Origin of the sequence: Promicromonospora sp. NPDC050262 (genome assembly GCF_040655935.1) — a bacterium.
Taxonomy (GTDB): Bacteria; Actinomycetota; Actinomycetes; order Actinomycetales; family Cellulomonadaceae; genus Promicromonospora.
Window position 1 is genome coordinate 1 of sequence record NZ_JBFAKX010000039.1, and the last position, 16141, is coordinate 16141.

General features: G+C 73.1%; 8 protein-coding genes. 1 reads left to right on the forward strand and 7 read right to left on the reverse strand.

The genetic code is table 11. The features are described from left to right. Positions 1-157: 157 nt before the first annotated feature. The 6 genes from AB0I29_RS27400 to AB0I29_RS27425 all read right to left on the reverse strand — a co-directional run bounded on the left by AB0I29_RS27400 (position 158) and on the right by AB0I29_RS27425 (position 8309). On the reverse strand, positions 158-1144 hold the full coding sequence (locus AB0I29_RS27400) for a glycoside hydrolase family 130 protein (protein WP_285100656.1): 987 nt from the start codon (positions 1142-1144) through the stop codon (positions 158-160). A gap of 9 nt (positions 1145-1153) precedes the next feature. Beyond that, a complete protein-coding gene (locus AB0I29_RS27405; protein WP_357487419.1) occupies positions 1154-1987 on the reverse strand; it encodes a carbohydrate ABC transporter permease in 834 nt (277 codons plus the stop codon). Between the two features lies 1 nt (position 1988). Further along, positions 1989-2897: a sugar ABC transporter permease gene (locus AB0I29_RS27410; protein ID WP_285100658.1), complete on the reverse strand. Its 909-nt coding sequence runs from the start codon at positions 2895-2897 to the stop codon at positions 1989-1991. A 5-nt stretch (positions 2898-2902) separates the two neighbouring features. Continuing rightward, on the reverse strand, positions 2903-4183 hold the full coding sequence (locus AB0I29_RS27415) for an extracellular solute-binding protein (protein WP_357487421.1): 1281 nt from the start codon (positions 4181-4183) through the stop codon (positions 2903-2905). Then, entirely contained in the window at positions 4180-5217 is a 1038-nt protein-coding gene (locus tag AB0I29_RS27420; protein ID WP_285100660.1) for a LacI family DNA-binding transcriptional regulator, read from the reverse strand. Before AB0I29_RS27420 ends, AB0I29_RS27415 begins: the two co-directional genes overlap by 4 nt. A gap of 239 nt (positions 5218-5456) precedes the next feature. Further along, a complete protein-coding gene (locus tag AB0I29_RS27425) occupies positions 5457-8309 on the reverse strand; it encodes an AAA family ATPase (protein WP_357487424.1) in 2853 nt (950 codons plus the stop codon). 206 nt (positions 8310-8515) lie between these two features. Between AB0I29_RS27425 and AB0I29_RS27430 the strand changes: the two genes are divergently transcribed. Beyond that, a complete protein-coding gene (locus tag AB0I29_RS27430; protein WP_357487426.1) occupies positions 8516-12373 on the forward strand; it encodes a S8 family serine peptidase in 3858 nt (1285 codons plus the stop codon). A gap of 84 nt (positions 12374-12457) precedes the next feature. On the opposite strand, the gene AB0I29_RS27435 is transcribed toward AB0I29_RS27430, so the two are convergent. Then, positions 12458-15877, reverse strand: a complete 3420-nt coding sequence (locus AB0I29_RS27435) for a S8 family serine peptidase (RefSeq protein WP_357487428.1) — start codon at positions 15875-15877, stop codon at positions 12458-12460. Positions 15878-16141 lie beyond the last annotated feature (264 nt).

Sequence of the window (16141 nt, forward strand, 5' to 3'; positions counted from 1 at the left end):
CCCGGCCCCCCGCCCCGGGCCCCGCCCCGCCCCCGGCGTGGCTCGGCCGGGCGCCCCGCCGCGGGGCGCCCGGTGACCATGCGGTTGCTGCCAGAACGAGGCTCGTTCTGGCAGCAACCGCATGGTCACCAGGGCCGGCCGAGGCCGGCCGACCGGCTCAGGCGCCCAGCGTCGCGCCCCAGGTCTGCTTCGGGTCGTGCACGGCCACGGCCAGCGTGGTGTCCGACTGGCCGTAGTACGCGAGCCACCGGCCCTGGAAGTGCACCAGGCCCTCGACGAACGTCACGTTGGACACCAGCCCGTTGCGGTCCTCGAACGTCTGCGGCCGCAGCCACGGCTCCTGCAGCCGGGCCAGCACCCGCGTCGGGTTGTCGGGGTCGATCGCGACCTGCCCGCACCGGTAGTCGACGTCGACACTCCCGTCGGGGTTGATGGTGCGCGTGGCCCCGTTGGTCAGCATGACGAGCAGGCCGTTCTCCGTCAGCACCGGCGACGTGCCGATCTCCACCAGGTCGGCGTCGAAGGACCCCGGCGTCGGCGAGTACATGGGCTCGGTGTCCGGGGTGCCGGGCGTCCAGTGGATCAGGTCGTCGCTGGTGGCCCAGTAGATCGCGCCCTCGCCGAAGTACATCCACCACTTGCCCTGCATCCGCACCGGGACGATCACGCCGGCCTTGGACCAGTTGAAGCCGCGCGGGTCCACGGTGGCGAACGTGTCGAACGACTCGAACATCGGCCCGTGCCGGGTCCAGTCGTGCAGGTCGGTGGACGTGGCGAGGCAGAGCTGGGCGCTGTGCCGGTCCCAGCCCGTGTAGGTCAGGTAGAAGGTGCCGTCGATGTACGCGATGCGGGGGTCCTCGCACCCGTAGCGCTCGTAGTCCTCCACCGGCGAGAGGATCGGCTCGGGCTCCCGCTCGAAGTGGAAGCCGTCGCTGCTCCGGGCCAGCCCGATATGGGACACGATGTCCTCGGCGTGGGCCCGGTACAGGAGCACCACCTCGTCGTCGACCACCAGGGCCGCCGGGTTGTAGAGGTTCGCCGACTCCCAGCTGCCCCCGCGGGGGCGCAGGATCGGGTTGTTCTCGTACGGGACGAACGGCCCGAGCGGGAACGTGGCGTGGGTGAACATGCTGGTGACGTCCATGGGTGTGGGTCAGCCCTTCACGGCGGAGCCGATGTTGGATGCGGTGAAGTACCGCTGGAACAGGCAGAACAGGATGACGACGGGGAACGCGAGCGTGGTGGCGCCCGCGAGGATCGCCCCGTTCGGGTTGGCGGTGGACTGGGCCACGTTGGAGATGTAGTTCGCCAGGGAGACCGCGAGCGGCTGCAGCGTGGCGTCCTTGGTGATGAGGAACGGCCAGAGGAACTCGTTCCACGGCCCGATGAAGGTGACCAGCACGACCGTGGTCAGGGCCGGCTTGACCAGCGGCACGGCGATCGAGCGCAGGATGCGCAGCTCGCTCGCGCCGTCGATCCGCGCCGCCTCGAACATCTCCTGCGGGAGCGCCCGGAAGAACTGCGTGAAGATGAAGACGGCGGTCGTGTTGATCGCGAACGGCAGGATCATCCCGAGGTACGTGTCGCCGAGGCCGAAGCCCCGGGTGATCTGCACGTACAGCGGGATCATCAGCAGCTGGAACGGCACCATCTGGACCAGCAGCATGAGCACCCAGGTGGCGCCCCGGCCGCGGAAGTCCAGCCGGGCCATCGCGTAGCCGGCCAGCAGCCCGAACGTCACCGTGCCCAGCAGCACACCGGCGGTGAAGATCAGCGAGTTGCCCAGCGAGCCGATCAAGTTGATGCGCGAGTCGATCGCCGCGAAGTTGTCGAGCGTCCAGCCCGAGGTCGGCAGGAGCTGGTCGGGGGTGTTGGTGGGGCTCTCCTGGAACGCCCCGACCACCATGTAGTAGAAGGGAAAGGCGAACACGGCCGCCGCGAGGGTGAGCAGCAGGTAGCGCACCCAGGTCCCGCGTTGTCGTCGCATGTCAGCGCTCCCGGTTGATGCGGTTGGCGGCGAGCGAGAGGACGCCGACGACGATGACCAGCAGCATGCCGATCGCCGCCGCGGTGTCCGGGTTCTGCTGCTGGATGCCGCGCTGGTAGATCAGCAGCACCGGGGTCACGGACGCGCCGTCGGGGCCGCCGCCGTTCGTCAGCAGGTAGGGCTCGGTGAACAGGTTGGCGCCGGTGATGATCGCGAGTACGAGCACCAGCACGGTGGTGGCCCGGACGCCGGGCACCGTCACGTTGCGGAACCGCTGCCAGGCGTTCGCGCCGTCCGTCTCGGCCGACTCGTGCAGCTCGCGCGGCACGCTCTGCAACGCCGCGAGGTACAGCAGGATGTAGAAGCCGAGCTGCTTCCAGGTGACGAAGAGCGCGATCGTCGGCATGGCCAGGGTGGAGCTGACCAGCCAGGACGGGTCCGGAGCCAACGGCCCGAGGACGGCGTTGACCAGCCCGCCCGACGAGAACAGCAGCATCCACACCCCGACCAGCGACACGCTCGCCGTCAGGTAGGGCACGTAGAACGCGATGCGGTACGCCGCCGCCCACCGGATCCCCGCGTTCAGGGCCGTCGCCAGCACCAACGACAGCACCACCGTGAGCGGCACGTTGATCACCAGGAAGACCCCGATGTTCCGGAACGCCTCCAGCACCTGCGGGTCCGTGAGCACGGCGGCGAAGTTGTCGAAGCCCACGAACGGCTTGGGCACGTCGACACCGGGCGCGGTGAAGTAGTAGTCGTGGAAGGCGATGTAGACGGCGAACCCGAGCGGGTAGGCGAAGATCGCGAGGACGAAGACGAGGTACGGCAGCGCGAAGAGCGTCCCGATCGGCTGCCGTCCCCACCATCTCTGCCGCGTGGTGCGCAGCTCACCTGATGCCGTGCTCACCCGGATCAGCCCTGGACGAGCCCGTTGATGGTCTCCGCGGCGCCGCTCAGGAACTCCTCGACGGTGCTGCTGCCGAAGATGACGGCCGACGAGTAGTCGTCGCGGAAGGCCTGCCACACCTCGACCGAGTTCGGGATGCTCGGCACGTCGCCCGTACGCTCGGCCTGGGCGGCGAACACCTCGTAGGCGGGGTTCGCCTCGAAGTAGTCCGCGTAGGTGGTGGCCAGGTCGGTGCGCAGCGGCATCTGGCCGGTCGCCTCCAGGAGCTGGCCGTCGCTCTCCTCGCTGGTGGAGAACTTGAGGAACTCCCAGGCCGTGGCCTGGTTCTCGCACGAGGTGAACATCGAGACGTTCTTGGAGTCGGCGAACGTGATCGGCTCCGCCTCGCCGGTCGAGGTCGGCACCGGCATGAAGCCGACGTCGACGCTCTCCGCGTAGGAGGCGATGGCCCACGGGCCCGCGAGCTGCATGGCGGTGGTGCCGGCCGACATGGCGTCGTCCGTCGACGCCTCCTTGGGCGCGAGGCCCTCGGAGTAGATCGTCGCCCAGAAGTCGGCGACGGCCTTGCCGTTCTCGTCGTCGAACGTCGCCTGCTGGTCCTCGACCAGGGACGTGCCGCCCGACTCGGCCAGGTACAGCGGGTAGAAGTCGAACCACGGCTGGAAGAACTCGTTGGTCGGCGAGGGCCAGATGGCGCTGTCCGCGGCGCCCGACTCCACGATCTTCCGGCTGCCCGCGAGGAAGTCGTCGTACGTGGCCATGTCCGGGTTCTCCGGGTCGATGCCGGCCTCCTCGAAGACCGACTTGTTGTACATGACCATGACCGGGTTCGACTTCCAGGGGAGCTGGTAGTAGCCGTCGTCGGTGAGGTACGTCTGCGCGCCCTCGCCCACGCGGTCCTCGATGTAGCTCGCGCCGTCCTCGAACTGGGACAGGTTCACGAGCCCGCCCTGGCGGACCCAACCCGGCACCGCGGCGCTGGAGATGTTGTAGACCAGGCAGGGCGCGGTCCCGGCGGTGATCGCGGCGGTGATCGCCTCCTCGGACGACGACCCGGCCGGGATCTCCTGGGCGGTGACCTGCTCGTCGGGGTGCTCGGCGTTCCAGGCGTCGACGACGTCCTGCCCCCAGCCGACCTCCTGCTCGTTGTTGGACAGCCAGACGGTGATGGGGCCGGTGCCGGACGGGCTCTCGCCGCCGTCACCTCCGCCGCCGGACGAGCAGGCGGCGGTCAGGGCCACCGCGGTGAGCAGGGCGGCCGTTCCGGCCATACGGGGGTGCTTCATGAGAACTCCTCCTCGAGTTCGGTGTGGGGTGCCTCGGGTGCGGGGCCGTCGGTGCTGGCCCGCAGGCGAAGCGCGTTGCAGTCGACCGTCACGGACTCGGGCGGCTCGCCGGCGAGGTCGGCCAGCAGCCGTTCGGCGGCCACCCGCCCCCGCCGGAACGGGTCGGTCGAGACACTGGTCAGGGCAGGGCTCAGGTGAGCCGAGAGGTGGTCGTCGTCGAAGCCGGCGACGGCGAGGTCGTCGGGGACCAGCAGGCCCCGGCTCCGTGCGTAGGAGTAGCCGGCGATGGCCATCGTGTCGTTGGCGTAGAGGATCGCCGTCGGCCGGTCGGGCAGGTCGAGCAGCTCGGCGGTGAGGGCCCGGCCGCTCCCGGCGGTGAAGTCCCCCTCACGCAGCAGCTCCCGGCTGCCGAGGCTCTGGACGTACGCCCCCGCGCGGGCGTGCGAGTGCACGTAGTCGAGCGGACCCGACACGTGGGCGATCCGGGTGTGACCCAGCTCGCGCAGGTGGGCGACCAGGTCGCGGACCGGCGTGGCGTCGTCAGTGCGGACGCTGGAGAACGGGCTCGCGGCGTCGTACGCCCCGAGCAGCACCGCCGGCAGGCGGATCTGCTGGAGGTACGCCACCCGCCAGTCGACGCGGTGGAGGTCCAGCACGATCACGCCGTCCGCCCGGCCGCTCGCCATGGCCCGGTAGGCGCGCTCCTCCGCCGTGCGGCTGCTCGCGACCTGCAGCACGAGAGCGATCTCGTGCTCCGCGAGCACCGCCTCGACGCCCGAGATGAACGCGGGGAAGAAGGCGTCGGACGCCAGGATCGAAGGGTCGCGCGACAGCACGACCCCCACTGCGTCGGTGCGCCGCGCGGCCAGCGCGCGGGCCCGTGAGCTCGGGACCCAGTCCAGCCGTTTGGCAGCGGCGAACACCCGGGCCTTCGTGGTCGCGGAGATCGGCCGTTTGCCGCTGTAGGCGTGGGACACGGTGGCCTTGGTGACACCCGCGGCGCGGGCCACGTCGTCGATCGTCGGCCTGTCCATAACGCTCCTCCGTCATCGGGGCCGTCAACGTAAAACCGGTTTGACGATCCGGTCAACCGGTTTGACGATCATGCCGCGAACGACCGAATCGACCTGGCCGGTTGACTCGCCGGCCTCGTGACGCCGAGTCAGCGAGATGGTCGGACCACCTTGCTGACTCGGCGTCCTGGGATCGCCGAGTCAGCCGGTTGGGCCGGTGGGCGGGTGGGGCGGTGAGCGGGTGGAGCGGGGCGGGTGGCTCAGCCCGCGACGGCCGCGCGGTCCTCGCCGGCGTCGTCGAGCAGGTGGACGGCGAGGTCGGCGCGGGAGCTGCAGCCCAGCTTGCGCAGGGCGTTGCGGACGTGGCTCTCCACGGTGCGGGGCGAGAGGAACAGGTCGGCCGCGATCTGCCGGTTGGTGCGGCCCTGCGCGGCGAGCAGTGCGACCTCGCGCTCGCGGCCGGACAGCCCGAGCCCGTTGGAGCGCCGGCCGCCGCGCCACGGGTAGGGCACGGGCACGCCCAGGCGGCGCAGGGTCCGCGTGACCCGGGCGACGTCGTTGCTCGCGGCGCGGCCGCCGTAGCCCCGCAGCGCCTCCTCCAGGAGCGCGGCGCCCTCGGCGTCGCCGTCCTCGGCCAGCCAGACCCCCAGCCGCTCGACCACGCGCGACTCCTCGTGGCGCAGCCCGGCGTCGGCCACGATCGTGCGCGCCTCGCGCAGCAGCCCGACGGCGGCCGCGTGGTTGCCGTCGGCGTGCGCCACCACCGCTCGGCACGAGTGCAGAGCCGCCAGCGCCAACGGGGCGTCGACCACGCCGAGCCCGGCGGCCAGCTCCTCGACGTGGGCACGCGCCTGCGCCGTCCGGCCCTGGGCGACGAGCGCGTCCACCAGGCACAGCATGGGCTCCGCCGCCCACACCCAGTTGCCCTTCTGCCGCGCCGTGGACACGGCGAGACCGGCCTGGTGGGCGCTGCCCTCGACGTCGTCGAGCGTGAGCAGCAGGCGGGCGAGCGCACTGCGGCCGGCGAGCAGCGGCCAGACGGCGCCCACGCGGGCGGCGTCCTCCACGAGCGCGGTGAAGTGGGCGACCGCCTCCTGGGTGCCGCCGGAGGCGGCCAGCATGATGCCGTGCAGCAGGTGGTCGTCCAGGGTGGCGGCGTCGTAGCCCGGACGGCGGACCACCAGCTCGTGCGCGCGGCCGGCCAGGTCGGCCCAGCGTCCGGCGGAGCAGTCGACGGCGGCCGCGACCAGCTCGATCACGTCGGTGACCCGCAGGTATTCGGCGGCTGCCACGACGCGCCGCCCCTCGGCCAGCAGCCGCTCGGCGCGCCGCACGTGCCCCACGTGCAGCGCCGCCTGCGCCCAGTTCACGCAGGCGCGGGCGTGCTCGCGCGGGAAGTCCGCCAGGGCCTCGTCGGCCAGCAGCTCCTCCACGACCGACCAGCCCTCGGGCCGGCCCTGCTCGATCAGCAGGGACGCGTCGGCGATGCGCACCGCGAGCTCCACGTCGGCGGCGCCGCTGCGCCGGGCGGCGTCGCGGGCCTGCTCGCCGCGCGCGGCGTGCACGGTCATGGGGCGGTCGGCCACCGTCTCGGGCGCGGCGAGCACCGCGAGCGCCCGCGCGAGCAGCGCGGGGTTCGCACCGAGGTCCGGCAGGGCCTGCTCGATCTCGCGGTAGCCGGCGTCGGCCAGGCCCTGCTGCCGGAGCAGCCGGCCCAGGGCGAACCGGAGCTCGCCGCGCACGTCGCTCGGCAGCAGCTCGGTGGCCAGGAGCTGCTGGAGCAGCGGTACGGCCTCGACGTGGGCCAGCCCGTCGACCGCCGCCCGGCCGAGCTTGACCGCCAGCCGCAGCCGGTGGTCCGTGGGCAGGTCGGTCTCCATGGCCTGCACCAGGAGCCGCGCGGCGTGGGCGTCGTCGCCGTGCGAGACGGCCAGGTCGGCGGCGTCCTCCGCGTAGCGGACGAACCGGATGGTGTCCCCCGCGCGCTGGTAGTGGTGCGCCAGGCGCGCCACGGGCCGCGGGCCCTCCCGGTCCTCGATGGCGCGGGCGACCGTGCGGTGCAGCAGCCGGCGGGTGGGCGTGGGCAGCGCGTCGTAGACGATCTGCTCGGCCAGCACGTGCCGGAACCGCACCTGCCCGTCCTGCTCGTGCAGCAGGCCCGCCGTGATCGCGTCGACCAGGGCGGCGACGACGTCGGCGGGCGGGAGACCGGTGACCTCCGCGATCAGGTCGACGTCGACGGGGTGGTCGAGCACGGAGGCGACGCCGAGCACCTCGCGCGTGCCCTCGGCGACGCCGTCCAGCCGCCCGAGCACGACGTCGCGCAGCGCCGTGGGCACCGCGAGGTCGGTGAGCACGTCGTCCTGGTGCGCGCCGTCGTCGGGCAGCGGGGTCTCGTGCAGGGTGCCCAGCACCTCCTCGGCCACGAACGGGATGCCGCCGGTGCGCTCGTGGAGCGAGGCGGCGAACGCGTCGGAGACCTGGGTGCCGAGGATCCGCCCGGCCAGCTCGCCGACGCCGGCGGGGTCGAGCGGGCGCAGGGTGAGGGCCAGGGGCGGGCCGGACGCCGCCCGGGCGAACGACTCGCGCACCGGGAGCGGCGCCCCGCCGCTGCGCAGGGTCAGCACGATGCACAGGCCCGCGGGCTGGTGCGCGGCGAGGAAGGTCAGGAAGTCGAACGTGCTGCTCTCGGCCCAGTGCACGTCCTCCAGCACCAGCACGGCAGGTCCCATCCGGTCCAGCAGCTCGGCGGCGGCCCGGAACACCCGGTGCCGGGAGGCGCCCTGGTCGGCCAGCTCGGGGGGCGGCGGCGGGAGCCGGTCGCCGAGCTCCGGCACCAGCGGGGCGAGCGCACCGACGATCGGGTTGTGGTCGCCGGCCGGCACCAGGTCCGCGTGGTGCGAGAGCACGTCGAGCACCGGCGCGAGCGGCAGGGGCTCCTGGAGGTGCTCGCAGTGCCCGATCAGCACGGGCCGGCCCGCGAGCGCCGGGTCGGTGGCGAGCTCCCGGACCAGCCGGCTCTTCCCGACGCCCGCCTCGCCGTCGATCACGACCAGCGAGGGGGTCTGCAGGACCTTGCGGACCAGGGACTCGAGCTCGGCGGTGCGGCCCACCAGGACGGGTGAAACTCGCGGTCGGGCCGGTGCGGCAGTCGTCTGGTCAAGACTCAACGGCCGCTCCCTCCGTGTCGTACCCGGGGGCCGGGGTGTGCCCGTCGTGAGGCAAAAGTCAGTGTATGGCACTGATGTTTCCGACAATCGACGCTATTACGTTCACTGATCAGCCGCGGATGCACCGCGGCTGATCCAGAGGAGGGCACATGGACCGACGGTCCGACGAACGCCGGCTGTCACGCGGGCATGTGCGCCGCGCGGCGGCGGTGACGATCGCGCTCGCGCTCACGGCGACGGCGACGACTCCCGCGGCCGGGGCACAGCCCGAGGCCACGGCGAAGAAGAACTACATAGTCCAGATGGCGCTGGAGCCCGTCGCGACCTACACGGGCGGCGTGGCCGGCCTGGCCGCCACGAAGCCGGCGGAGGGCGAGAAGATCGACCCGGCCGCCCCCGAGGTGGTCGAGTACGCCAAGCACCTCAAGGGCCGGCACCGCGCCGCCCTGTCGAGCGTGGGCGCCAAGGACACGCTCTACCAGTACGTGTACTCGTTCGACGGGTTCGCGACGTCGCTGACGTCCGCCCAGGCGGCCGAGCTGCGCACCGAGCCGGGCGTCGTGTCGGTCACCGAGGACGTGCTGGTGCACACGACGACGGCGGCCGCGGCCGACGACAAGAGCGTGGCACCCGCCGACGACAAGGGCGACGACGGCGACGAGGGCATCACCGTCTGGAGCGACCAGAAGGACGGCTCCGACGCCCCGGCGCAGCTCAAGAGCCCGCAGGGCCTGACCAAGCACTCCGCCGCGGGCGAGGACGTCGTCATCGGCGTCATCGACTCCGGCATCTGGCCGGACAGCGCCAGCTTCTCCGACAAGGACAAGCGCGGCCGCCCCGCCTACCAGCGCCTGCGCGGGTTCGACGGCGAGTGCGACGACGCGGAGACCGTCGGCGACGACTCGTGGGACGACGACGCGTGCAACAACAAGCTGGTCTCGGCCCGGCACTTCAACGACGGGTGGGGCGGCGACGCCGGTATCGCCGAGCAGATGCCGTGGGAGTTCCAGTCGGCGCGTGACTACAACGGGCACGGCACCCACACGGCGTCGACCGCGGGCGGCAACAAGGACGTCGCCGTCACCGGTCCGCTCAACAAGTTCAGCACCACGGTGAGCGGCATCGCGCCGCGCGCCCGGATCGCCGCCTACAAGGCGCTGTGGTCCGCCGAGGACGGTTCGACGGCGAGCGGGTACCCCTCCGACATCGTCGCCGCCGTGGACCAGGCCGTCGCGGACGGCGTGGACGTCATCAACTTCTCCGTCTCGGGCACGCTGACCGACTTCCTGGACCCGACGGAGCTCGCGTTCCTCGCGGCGGCGCAGGCCGGCGTCTTCGTCTCCGCGTCGGCGGGCAACAGCGGCCCGGCGTCCGGCACCGTGGCGCACCCGAGCCCGTGGATCACCACGGTGGCCGCGGCCACGCACTCCACCTCGGCGCGGTCCACCGCGACGCTCGGCAACGGCACCACGGTCTCCGGCACGTCACTGGCCGCGAAGGTCGTGGGCCCGGCGCCGTTCGTCTACGGGCGCGACGTCGTCGCGGCGGGAGCCACGGTCTCGAACGCGGGCCTGTGCTTCACCACCGCGGACAACAACGGCAAGCCCGCGCTCGACCCGGCGAAGGTGGCCGGCAAGATCGTGCTCTGCGACCGCGGCGAGAACGCCCGCGTCAACAAGGGCGCGGCGGTGGCCGAGGCCGGCGGCGTCGGCATGATCCTCGTGAACACCGTCGAGGGCGACACGCTCAACACCGACGTCCAGGCCGTGCCGTCCGTGCACGTGGCCGACACCGAGCGGGACGCGCTGATCGCCTACGCCAAGACCTCCGGCGCCACGGCCACGATCGCCGCGGCCTCGGTCGACACCTCGACGCCCGCCCCGTACACGGCGGCGTTCTCCTCGCGCGGCCCGTCCCTGGCGGGCAACGGCGACATCCTCAAGCCCGACGTCACCGCACCCGGCCAGGACATCCTCGCCTCCGTGGCGCCCCCGGGACAGCAGGGCCTGGACTTCAACCTGATGAGCGGCACCAGCATGTCCGCGCCGTACGTGGCGGGCCTGGCGGCGGCGCTGGTCGAGGAGCACCCGAAGTGGTCGCCGATGGCGGTCAAGTCGGCCCTGATGACCACCGGCACGGACGTGCTGGACGCCGACCCCGAGACCCCGGCCACCCTGTTCCAGCAGGGCGGCGGGCACGTGGCGGCGGACGACTCCACCGACCCGGGCCTGGTCTACGACAGCACCGTGGAGGACTGGTTCGCCTTCCTCTGCGGCGCCACCGACGGGGTGCAGCAGGACACCTGCGACGCCCTGGAGAAGGACGGGCACTCCCTCGCGCCGTCCGACCTGAACACCCCCTCGATCGCGATCGGGCGGGCCGCCGACGGCCAGACCGTCACCCGCACGGTGACCAACGTGGGCAAGAAGCGCGCCACGTACACGGCCGACGTGACGGGCCTGGAGGGCCTCGGGGTGCAGGTCAGCCCCCGCAAGCTGACGCTGTCGCCGGGCAGGTCGGCGTCGTTCACCGTCACGTTCACGCGCGGCGAGGCCGCCCTGAACGTGCGGCTCGCCGGCCACCTCACCTGGTCCGACGGGCGCGGCGGCCACAGCGTCCGCTCCCCCATCGTGCTGCGCATGGGCGCCGAGGCCTGGACCGCCCGCTACAACGGCGGCGAGAACGCCCTGGGTGCCAACGACGACAACGGCAACGAGACGCTCACCTCGCCGGACGGCACGGTCGTCTACACCGCCGGTCAGACCTCGCCTGCGAGCTGGGGCGGGTTCCAGAACTCCCCGGTGACCGCCGCCTACGACGCGGCGACGGGCCGGCCCCTGTGGTCGGACGTGTACGAGGGCCCCACCGGCGTGGGCGGTGACCAGACCGGCTTCGGCATCAGCCCGGACGGCAGCACGCTGTTCGTGCTGGCCGCGGGCGGGGGCTACGGGAACGAGGCCGACTACGTCACCATCGCGTACGACGCCGCCACCGGCGAGCGCCTGTGGGTCTCGGTGTACGACGCCGCCGGCCTGTCCGACTACGGCGAGGCCCTGGCCGTGAGCCCCGACGGCTCGGCCGTCTACGTGACCGGCATGTCGCTCCTGGACGACCAGGGTGCCGCGGACTACGGCACCGTCGCGTACGACGCCGCCACGGGCGAGGAGCTGTGGCGCGCCCTGTACGACGGCCCGGTGGGCGAGACGGACGCCGCCCGCGCGATCGCCGCGTCGCCGGACGGTTCGGCCGTGGTGGTCACCGGGCAGAGCCGCGGCGAGGGCAAGAGCCTCGTCGACTGGGGCACGGTGGCGTTCGACGCCGCCACCGGCGAGCAGCTCTGGGACGCCACCTACGACGGCCCGGACGACAAGGGCGGCTCGGGCGGCGCGGTGGCGATCACGCCGGACGGCACCGTCGTGGTGACCGGCGACAACAACAGCGCCCAGAACTCGACCGACTGGGTCACCATCGGCTACTCCCTGGAGACCGGCGAGGCGCTGTGGACCGAGCGGCTCGACGGGGGCACCGGCGACACCGACGTGCCTCGCACGGTCGTGGTGAGCCCCGAGGGCGACTCCGTCGTCATCACCGGCAACTCGTGGGGCGAGGGCACCGGCAGCGACTACCTGACGGCCGTCTACGACACCGCGACGGGCGAGAAGCGCTGGTCGGCGCGGTACGACGGGTCGGCGCACGGCCTCGACGTCGCGTACACCGCGGCGTTCACGCCCAGCGGTGACCACGTGGTGGTCACGGGCCAGAGCGCGGAGGCGGAGACCGAGGAGGACTTCGCGACCGTCGCCTACTCGGTCGCCACGGGCGAGCAGGTCTGGTCGGCGCTGTACGACGCCGGTGGTTCCGGCGACGTGGCCAACGCCGTGGCCGTGGCCGCGGGTCCGGGGTCGCAGACACGCGTGGTGGTCACGGGCCAGAGCAACTACCAGCTCGACGAGATGACCAGTGACGCCGACATGGCCACGGTGTCCTACCTGGTCCCGTGGAGCTGACGGTTCGCCACGGTTAGGTGAGCGCGGGCCTGGTGGCACTCCGGTCGGAGTGCCACCAGGCCCGCCTTCGTCGTTCGGGCTGTGTCAGTCGACGGCGTAGGCCCGGATCACCGTCTTCTTCACCGAGGCGTCCGCCGCGTCCCGCGCCTCGACCTTCAGCGAGACGTGCTCGGTGCCGGCCGGCGCCCTGACCGTCGCGTCGTACACGCCCTCACCGGCCCGGACCGCCTTGGCCCGGTGCCAGGTGGCGCCGTCGTCCGCCGACCACCACAGGCGCACGTCCTCGACCGCCGACGTGTCGTACGCGCCGTCCTGGTGGGCGGCGGTGACCCGCACCCGCGTGGTCCCGGGCGCCGAGCCGGACGGGTCGAGCCCGCGCACGTCCCACGCCGTGTCCAGCAGCGGCGGGTGGGCGTTGGCCTCGACGTCGGACCGCGCGTGGAACGTCCACTCGCCGCTCACGCTGGTGGCGAGCCGGTAGGCCGGGTCGTCCGGGGTGCTCTCCAGCAGCATCCGGTAGTCCGCCCCGCCCTCTGGGACGGTGGGGAACGAGTAGGGGTCCGGGACGTCGTCGACCAGCTCGCCGTCCTGCCACACGCGCAGGCGCAGCGCGACGTCGGAGCCCCACAGCACGCCGCCGTCGTCGTCGGCCCGGTCGGTGGGCGCCAGCGAGAGGCGGTCGTCCCAGTGCTCCACAGGCGTGATCCGCGAGACCGCGGGCGCGAGCGCACCCGCCGCGAGTCCCTGCCGGACGCGGCCCGGCTCGTTCCAGACGTGCGTCTCGGCCTCCGCGAGCACCACGCCCACGCCGTCCTCCTGGATCTCGGACCGGAGGTACCACGAGCCCGGCAACGCCGTCAGGTACTCCGTGCGCCGCGTGCCCACGGGGACCGGCTCCACGAGGCCGCCGGCGATGATGGTGCCCGGCTCCCAGTACATGCGCTCGGCCAGGTGCGTGTCGCCGACCGAGGCGCCGTAGGTGGTGTCCACCGCGACCGTCGTGCGGCGGTCGCCCCGCAGTACGGGCACCTCGACGCCCTCGCTGTGGTGCGCGAGGTCGTAACGGTAGGGCGCGGCCGCGTCCCCCGTGGCGGGCGGCAGCAGCGTGGCCTGGACGATGGTGTCGTAGTCGCCGTGGGTCGCCGCCGGCACGGGGGTGAGCGTGAGGTCCGTCTCCGGCCCGTACTTCACGTTGATGCTGGCGGAGACCCACTCCAGCGAGTCCTCGGTCTCCAGCGACAGGCCCAGGCTCGCCAGGTCGGCCGGGCGCTGCGTCGAGGTGGTGACCTCCCGCGCCGTGGTCCCGTCCAGCAGCACCTCGGCGTCGGCGGTGGCGTCGACCTCGCCGCTGCCCAGGAAGAGCGCGTCGGTGACCGCGCCGTCGTCGTCGAGGGTCTCGATGAACGCCACCGGGCTGTAGATGCCCGGGATGACGCGGGCCTTGGCGACGCCGTCCCTGAAGAAGAGGTTGGTGGCGTACGGCTCGCCGTTGTCCGCGTCCAGGCGGATCGCGGCACCCCAGGTGTCGGCGCTGACGGGCTCGCCGTCGCGGTCGACGGCGCGCACGGTCAGGTCCACGTACTCGCGCTCCTTGGCCCAGCCGACGGGTGTGCGCACCTCCGTGCCGTCCGGCCCGGTAGCCACGACGTGGCCGCCGACCGCACCGATCACGCCGGGGCCGTCGGTCACGGTCGCGTCGACCTCGGCGGTCCCGCCGGCAGGCACGACGACCGAGTCGGCCGACAGCGTGACCGCGTCCGGCACCGCGCCGCCGGACGCGTCGGTGACGTCGGACGTCAGCGTGAGCGTGACGTCGTCGGGGCCCGCGTTCGCGTAGGTCAGGGTGCCGGCGGCCGACTCGCCGTCGTGCGGCCAGGTGAAGGTGCCCAGCGAGAGCGACGCCGGGGAGGCGGTCACCTCCTGCGCGATGGCGCCCGGGACGGTGATCCGCCCCGCGCCCTCGGACCAGACGTCCGCGCCGGTGGGCTCGGCCGAGCCCGTCAGCGCCGACTTGAGGGCCTGGCCGTCCAGCTCGGGCCGGGCCTGCTTGAGCACCGCGGCCGCGCCGGCGACGTGCGGGGTGGCCATGGAGGTGCCGCTCAGCGCGACGTGCAGGTCGTCGACCACGTCGCCCGCGGTCGTGCCCGTGGCCCGCGCGGCGACGATCCCGTCACCCGGCGCCACCACTTCGGGCTTGAGCAGCCCCGGGTCGACGCCTCCGCGGCTGGAGTACCAGGTGACGGCGTCGTCGTCGTCCACGGCGCCCACCGTGAGGGCCGACGCCGCGATCCCCGGCGAGCCGACGGTCCCGTAGCCGAAGTCGCCGTCGTTGCCCGCGGCCACGACGAACAGCGTCCCGAACCGTGCGGACAGCTCGTCCACCGCCACGGCGTCCGGCGACGGGACGTCGAAGAACAGGCTGCCGAGCGACAGGTTGACCACGTCGGCGCCCTCCGCGGCCGCCCACTCCATGCCAGCGATGACGCCGGAGATCTCGCCGTTGCCGTCGTCGTCCAGCACCTTGCCGACCAGCAGGTCGGCGTCCGGTGCCACGCCCTGGTTCACGCCGTCGGACGCCTCGCCCGACCCGGCCAGGATCGAGGCGACGTGCGTGCCGTGGCCGTCGCCGTCGGTCACGTCGCCCTTGCCGGTGAAGTCCCGCGAGCCGACCACCACCTCGTCGAGGTCGGGGTGCGTCGCGTCGATGCCCGAGTCGAGCACGGCGACGGTGACCCCCTCGCCCGTGAACCCGGCGTCCCACGCCTCGGGCGCGCCGATCTGCGGCATCGAGTCGGCGTCCGACGCGCGGACCGGCTGGTCCAGCCAGACGTACCCGACGGCGTCGGGGTCGGCGGTCTGCCTGGTCCGCCTCTCGGCACCCGGTTCCGCCACCGGCGCGAGGGCGTCGAGCAGCTTCGCCGCGCGGGCCCTGGGCAGCTCGTCGGCCACCGCGCCCACCGACTCCAGGTCCCGGTCGGGCGTGATGCCCGACGCCGCCCAGTCCTGCTCGGCCGGTGCCGCGGCCCGCGCGGCGGCGTCCGAGCCGGGGGCGTCGGCGGCCGCTGCGGCGTCGGTCGCCGCGGCGGTCTGGACGATCACGGGCAGCGAGTCGCGCGAGGCGTCGTCGTACCCGGCCTCGACCAGGCCGGTCACGTCGAACAGCGCCCGGTCCAGGCGGCCGGGCACCAGCCGCGCCACGTCGCGCGGGATCACGTAGAGGTGGTCCCCCTCGCGCTGCTGGAAGAACGCCATGTGCTCCCGGCCGGGGCCGGGGCGCACCGTCACGGTCTCCACGTCCGGCGAGCCGTCGGCCGTGGTCTCCACGGAGACGACGTCGCCCGTCAGCAGCGTCACCGTAGCGGTGCGCCCCGGCTCCGCGGCCGTGGGCCGCTCCTGGGTGTCGTGCGGTGCCGGTGTGTCCCGCGGTACGGCCGCGGTCGCCCACGTCCCCCCGCCCAGCGCGATCGCCAGAGCGACCGCCGCTGCACTTGCTCTCTTGCGCATCGGGTTCTCCCGTCCGAGTCGAGCACGCCGCCCGTGCGGCGCCACGTATCCCAGACGCAGGTGAACCCCGCGGAGGTTGTGTGACCAGCGAAAATACCCAGAACGGACTTCTCCGACAGGCGAGTCCGCGGCTGGTCCCGCGGTTCGCGGGCGGGCCGTTACGGGCCGCACCGAGTCTCCTTCGAGGCCCGGGTTTCTTCGCTTTGAGGCGCCTCAAAGCGAAGAAACCCGGGCCTCGAAGGAGATGGCGAGACGGGCGGCGGG

Bases quoted from the DNA above. Each gene is read 5' to 3' on its own strand.
- AB0I29_RS27415 (WP_357487421.1), bottom strand. From the start codon at position 4,183: ATGAAGCACCCCCGTATGGCCGGAACGGCCGCCCTGCTCACCGCGGTG.
- AB0I29_RS27420 (WP_285100660.1), bottom strand. From the start codon at position 5,217: ATGGACAGGCCGACGATCGACGACGTGGCCCGCGCCGCGGGTGTCACC.
- AB0I29_RS27405 (WP_357487419.1), bottom strand. From the start codon at position 1,987: ATGCGACGACAACGCGGGACCTGGGTGCGCTACCTGCTGCTCACCCTC.
- AB0I29_RS27400 (WP_285100656.1), bottom strand. From the start codon at position 1,144: ATGGACGTCACCAGCATGTTCACCCACGCCACGTTCCCGCTCGGGCCG.
- AB0I29_RS27435 (WP_357487428.1), bottom strand. From the start codon at position 15,877: ATGCGCAAGAGAGCAAGTGCAGCGGCGGTCGCTCTGGCGATCGCGCTG.
- AB0I29_RS27430 (WP_357487426.1), top strand. From the start codon at position 8,516: ATGGACCGACGGTCCGACGAACGCCGGCTGTCACGCGGGCATGTGCGC.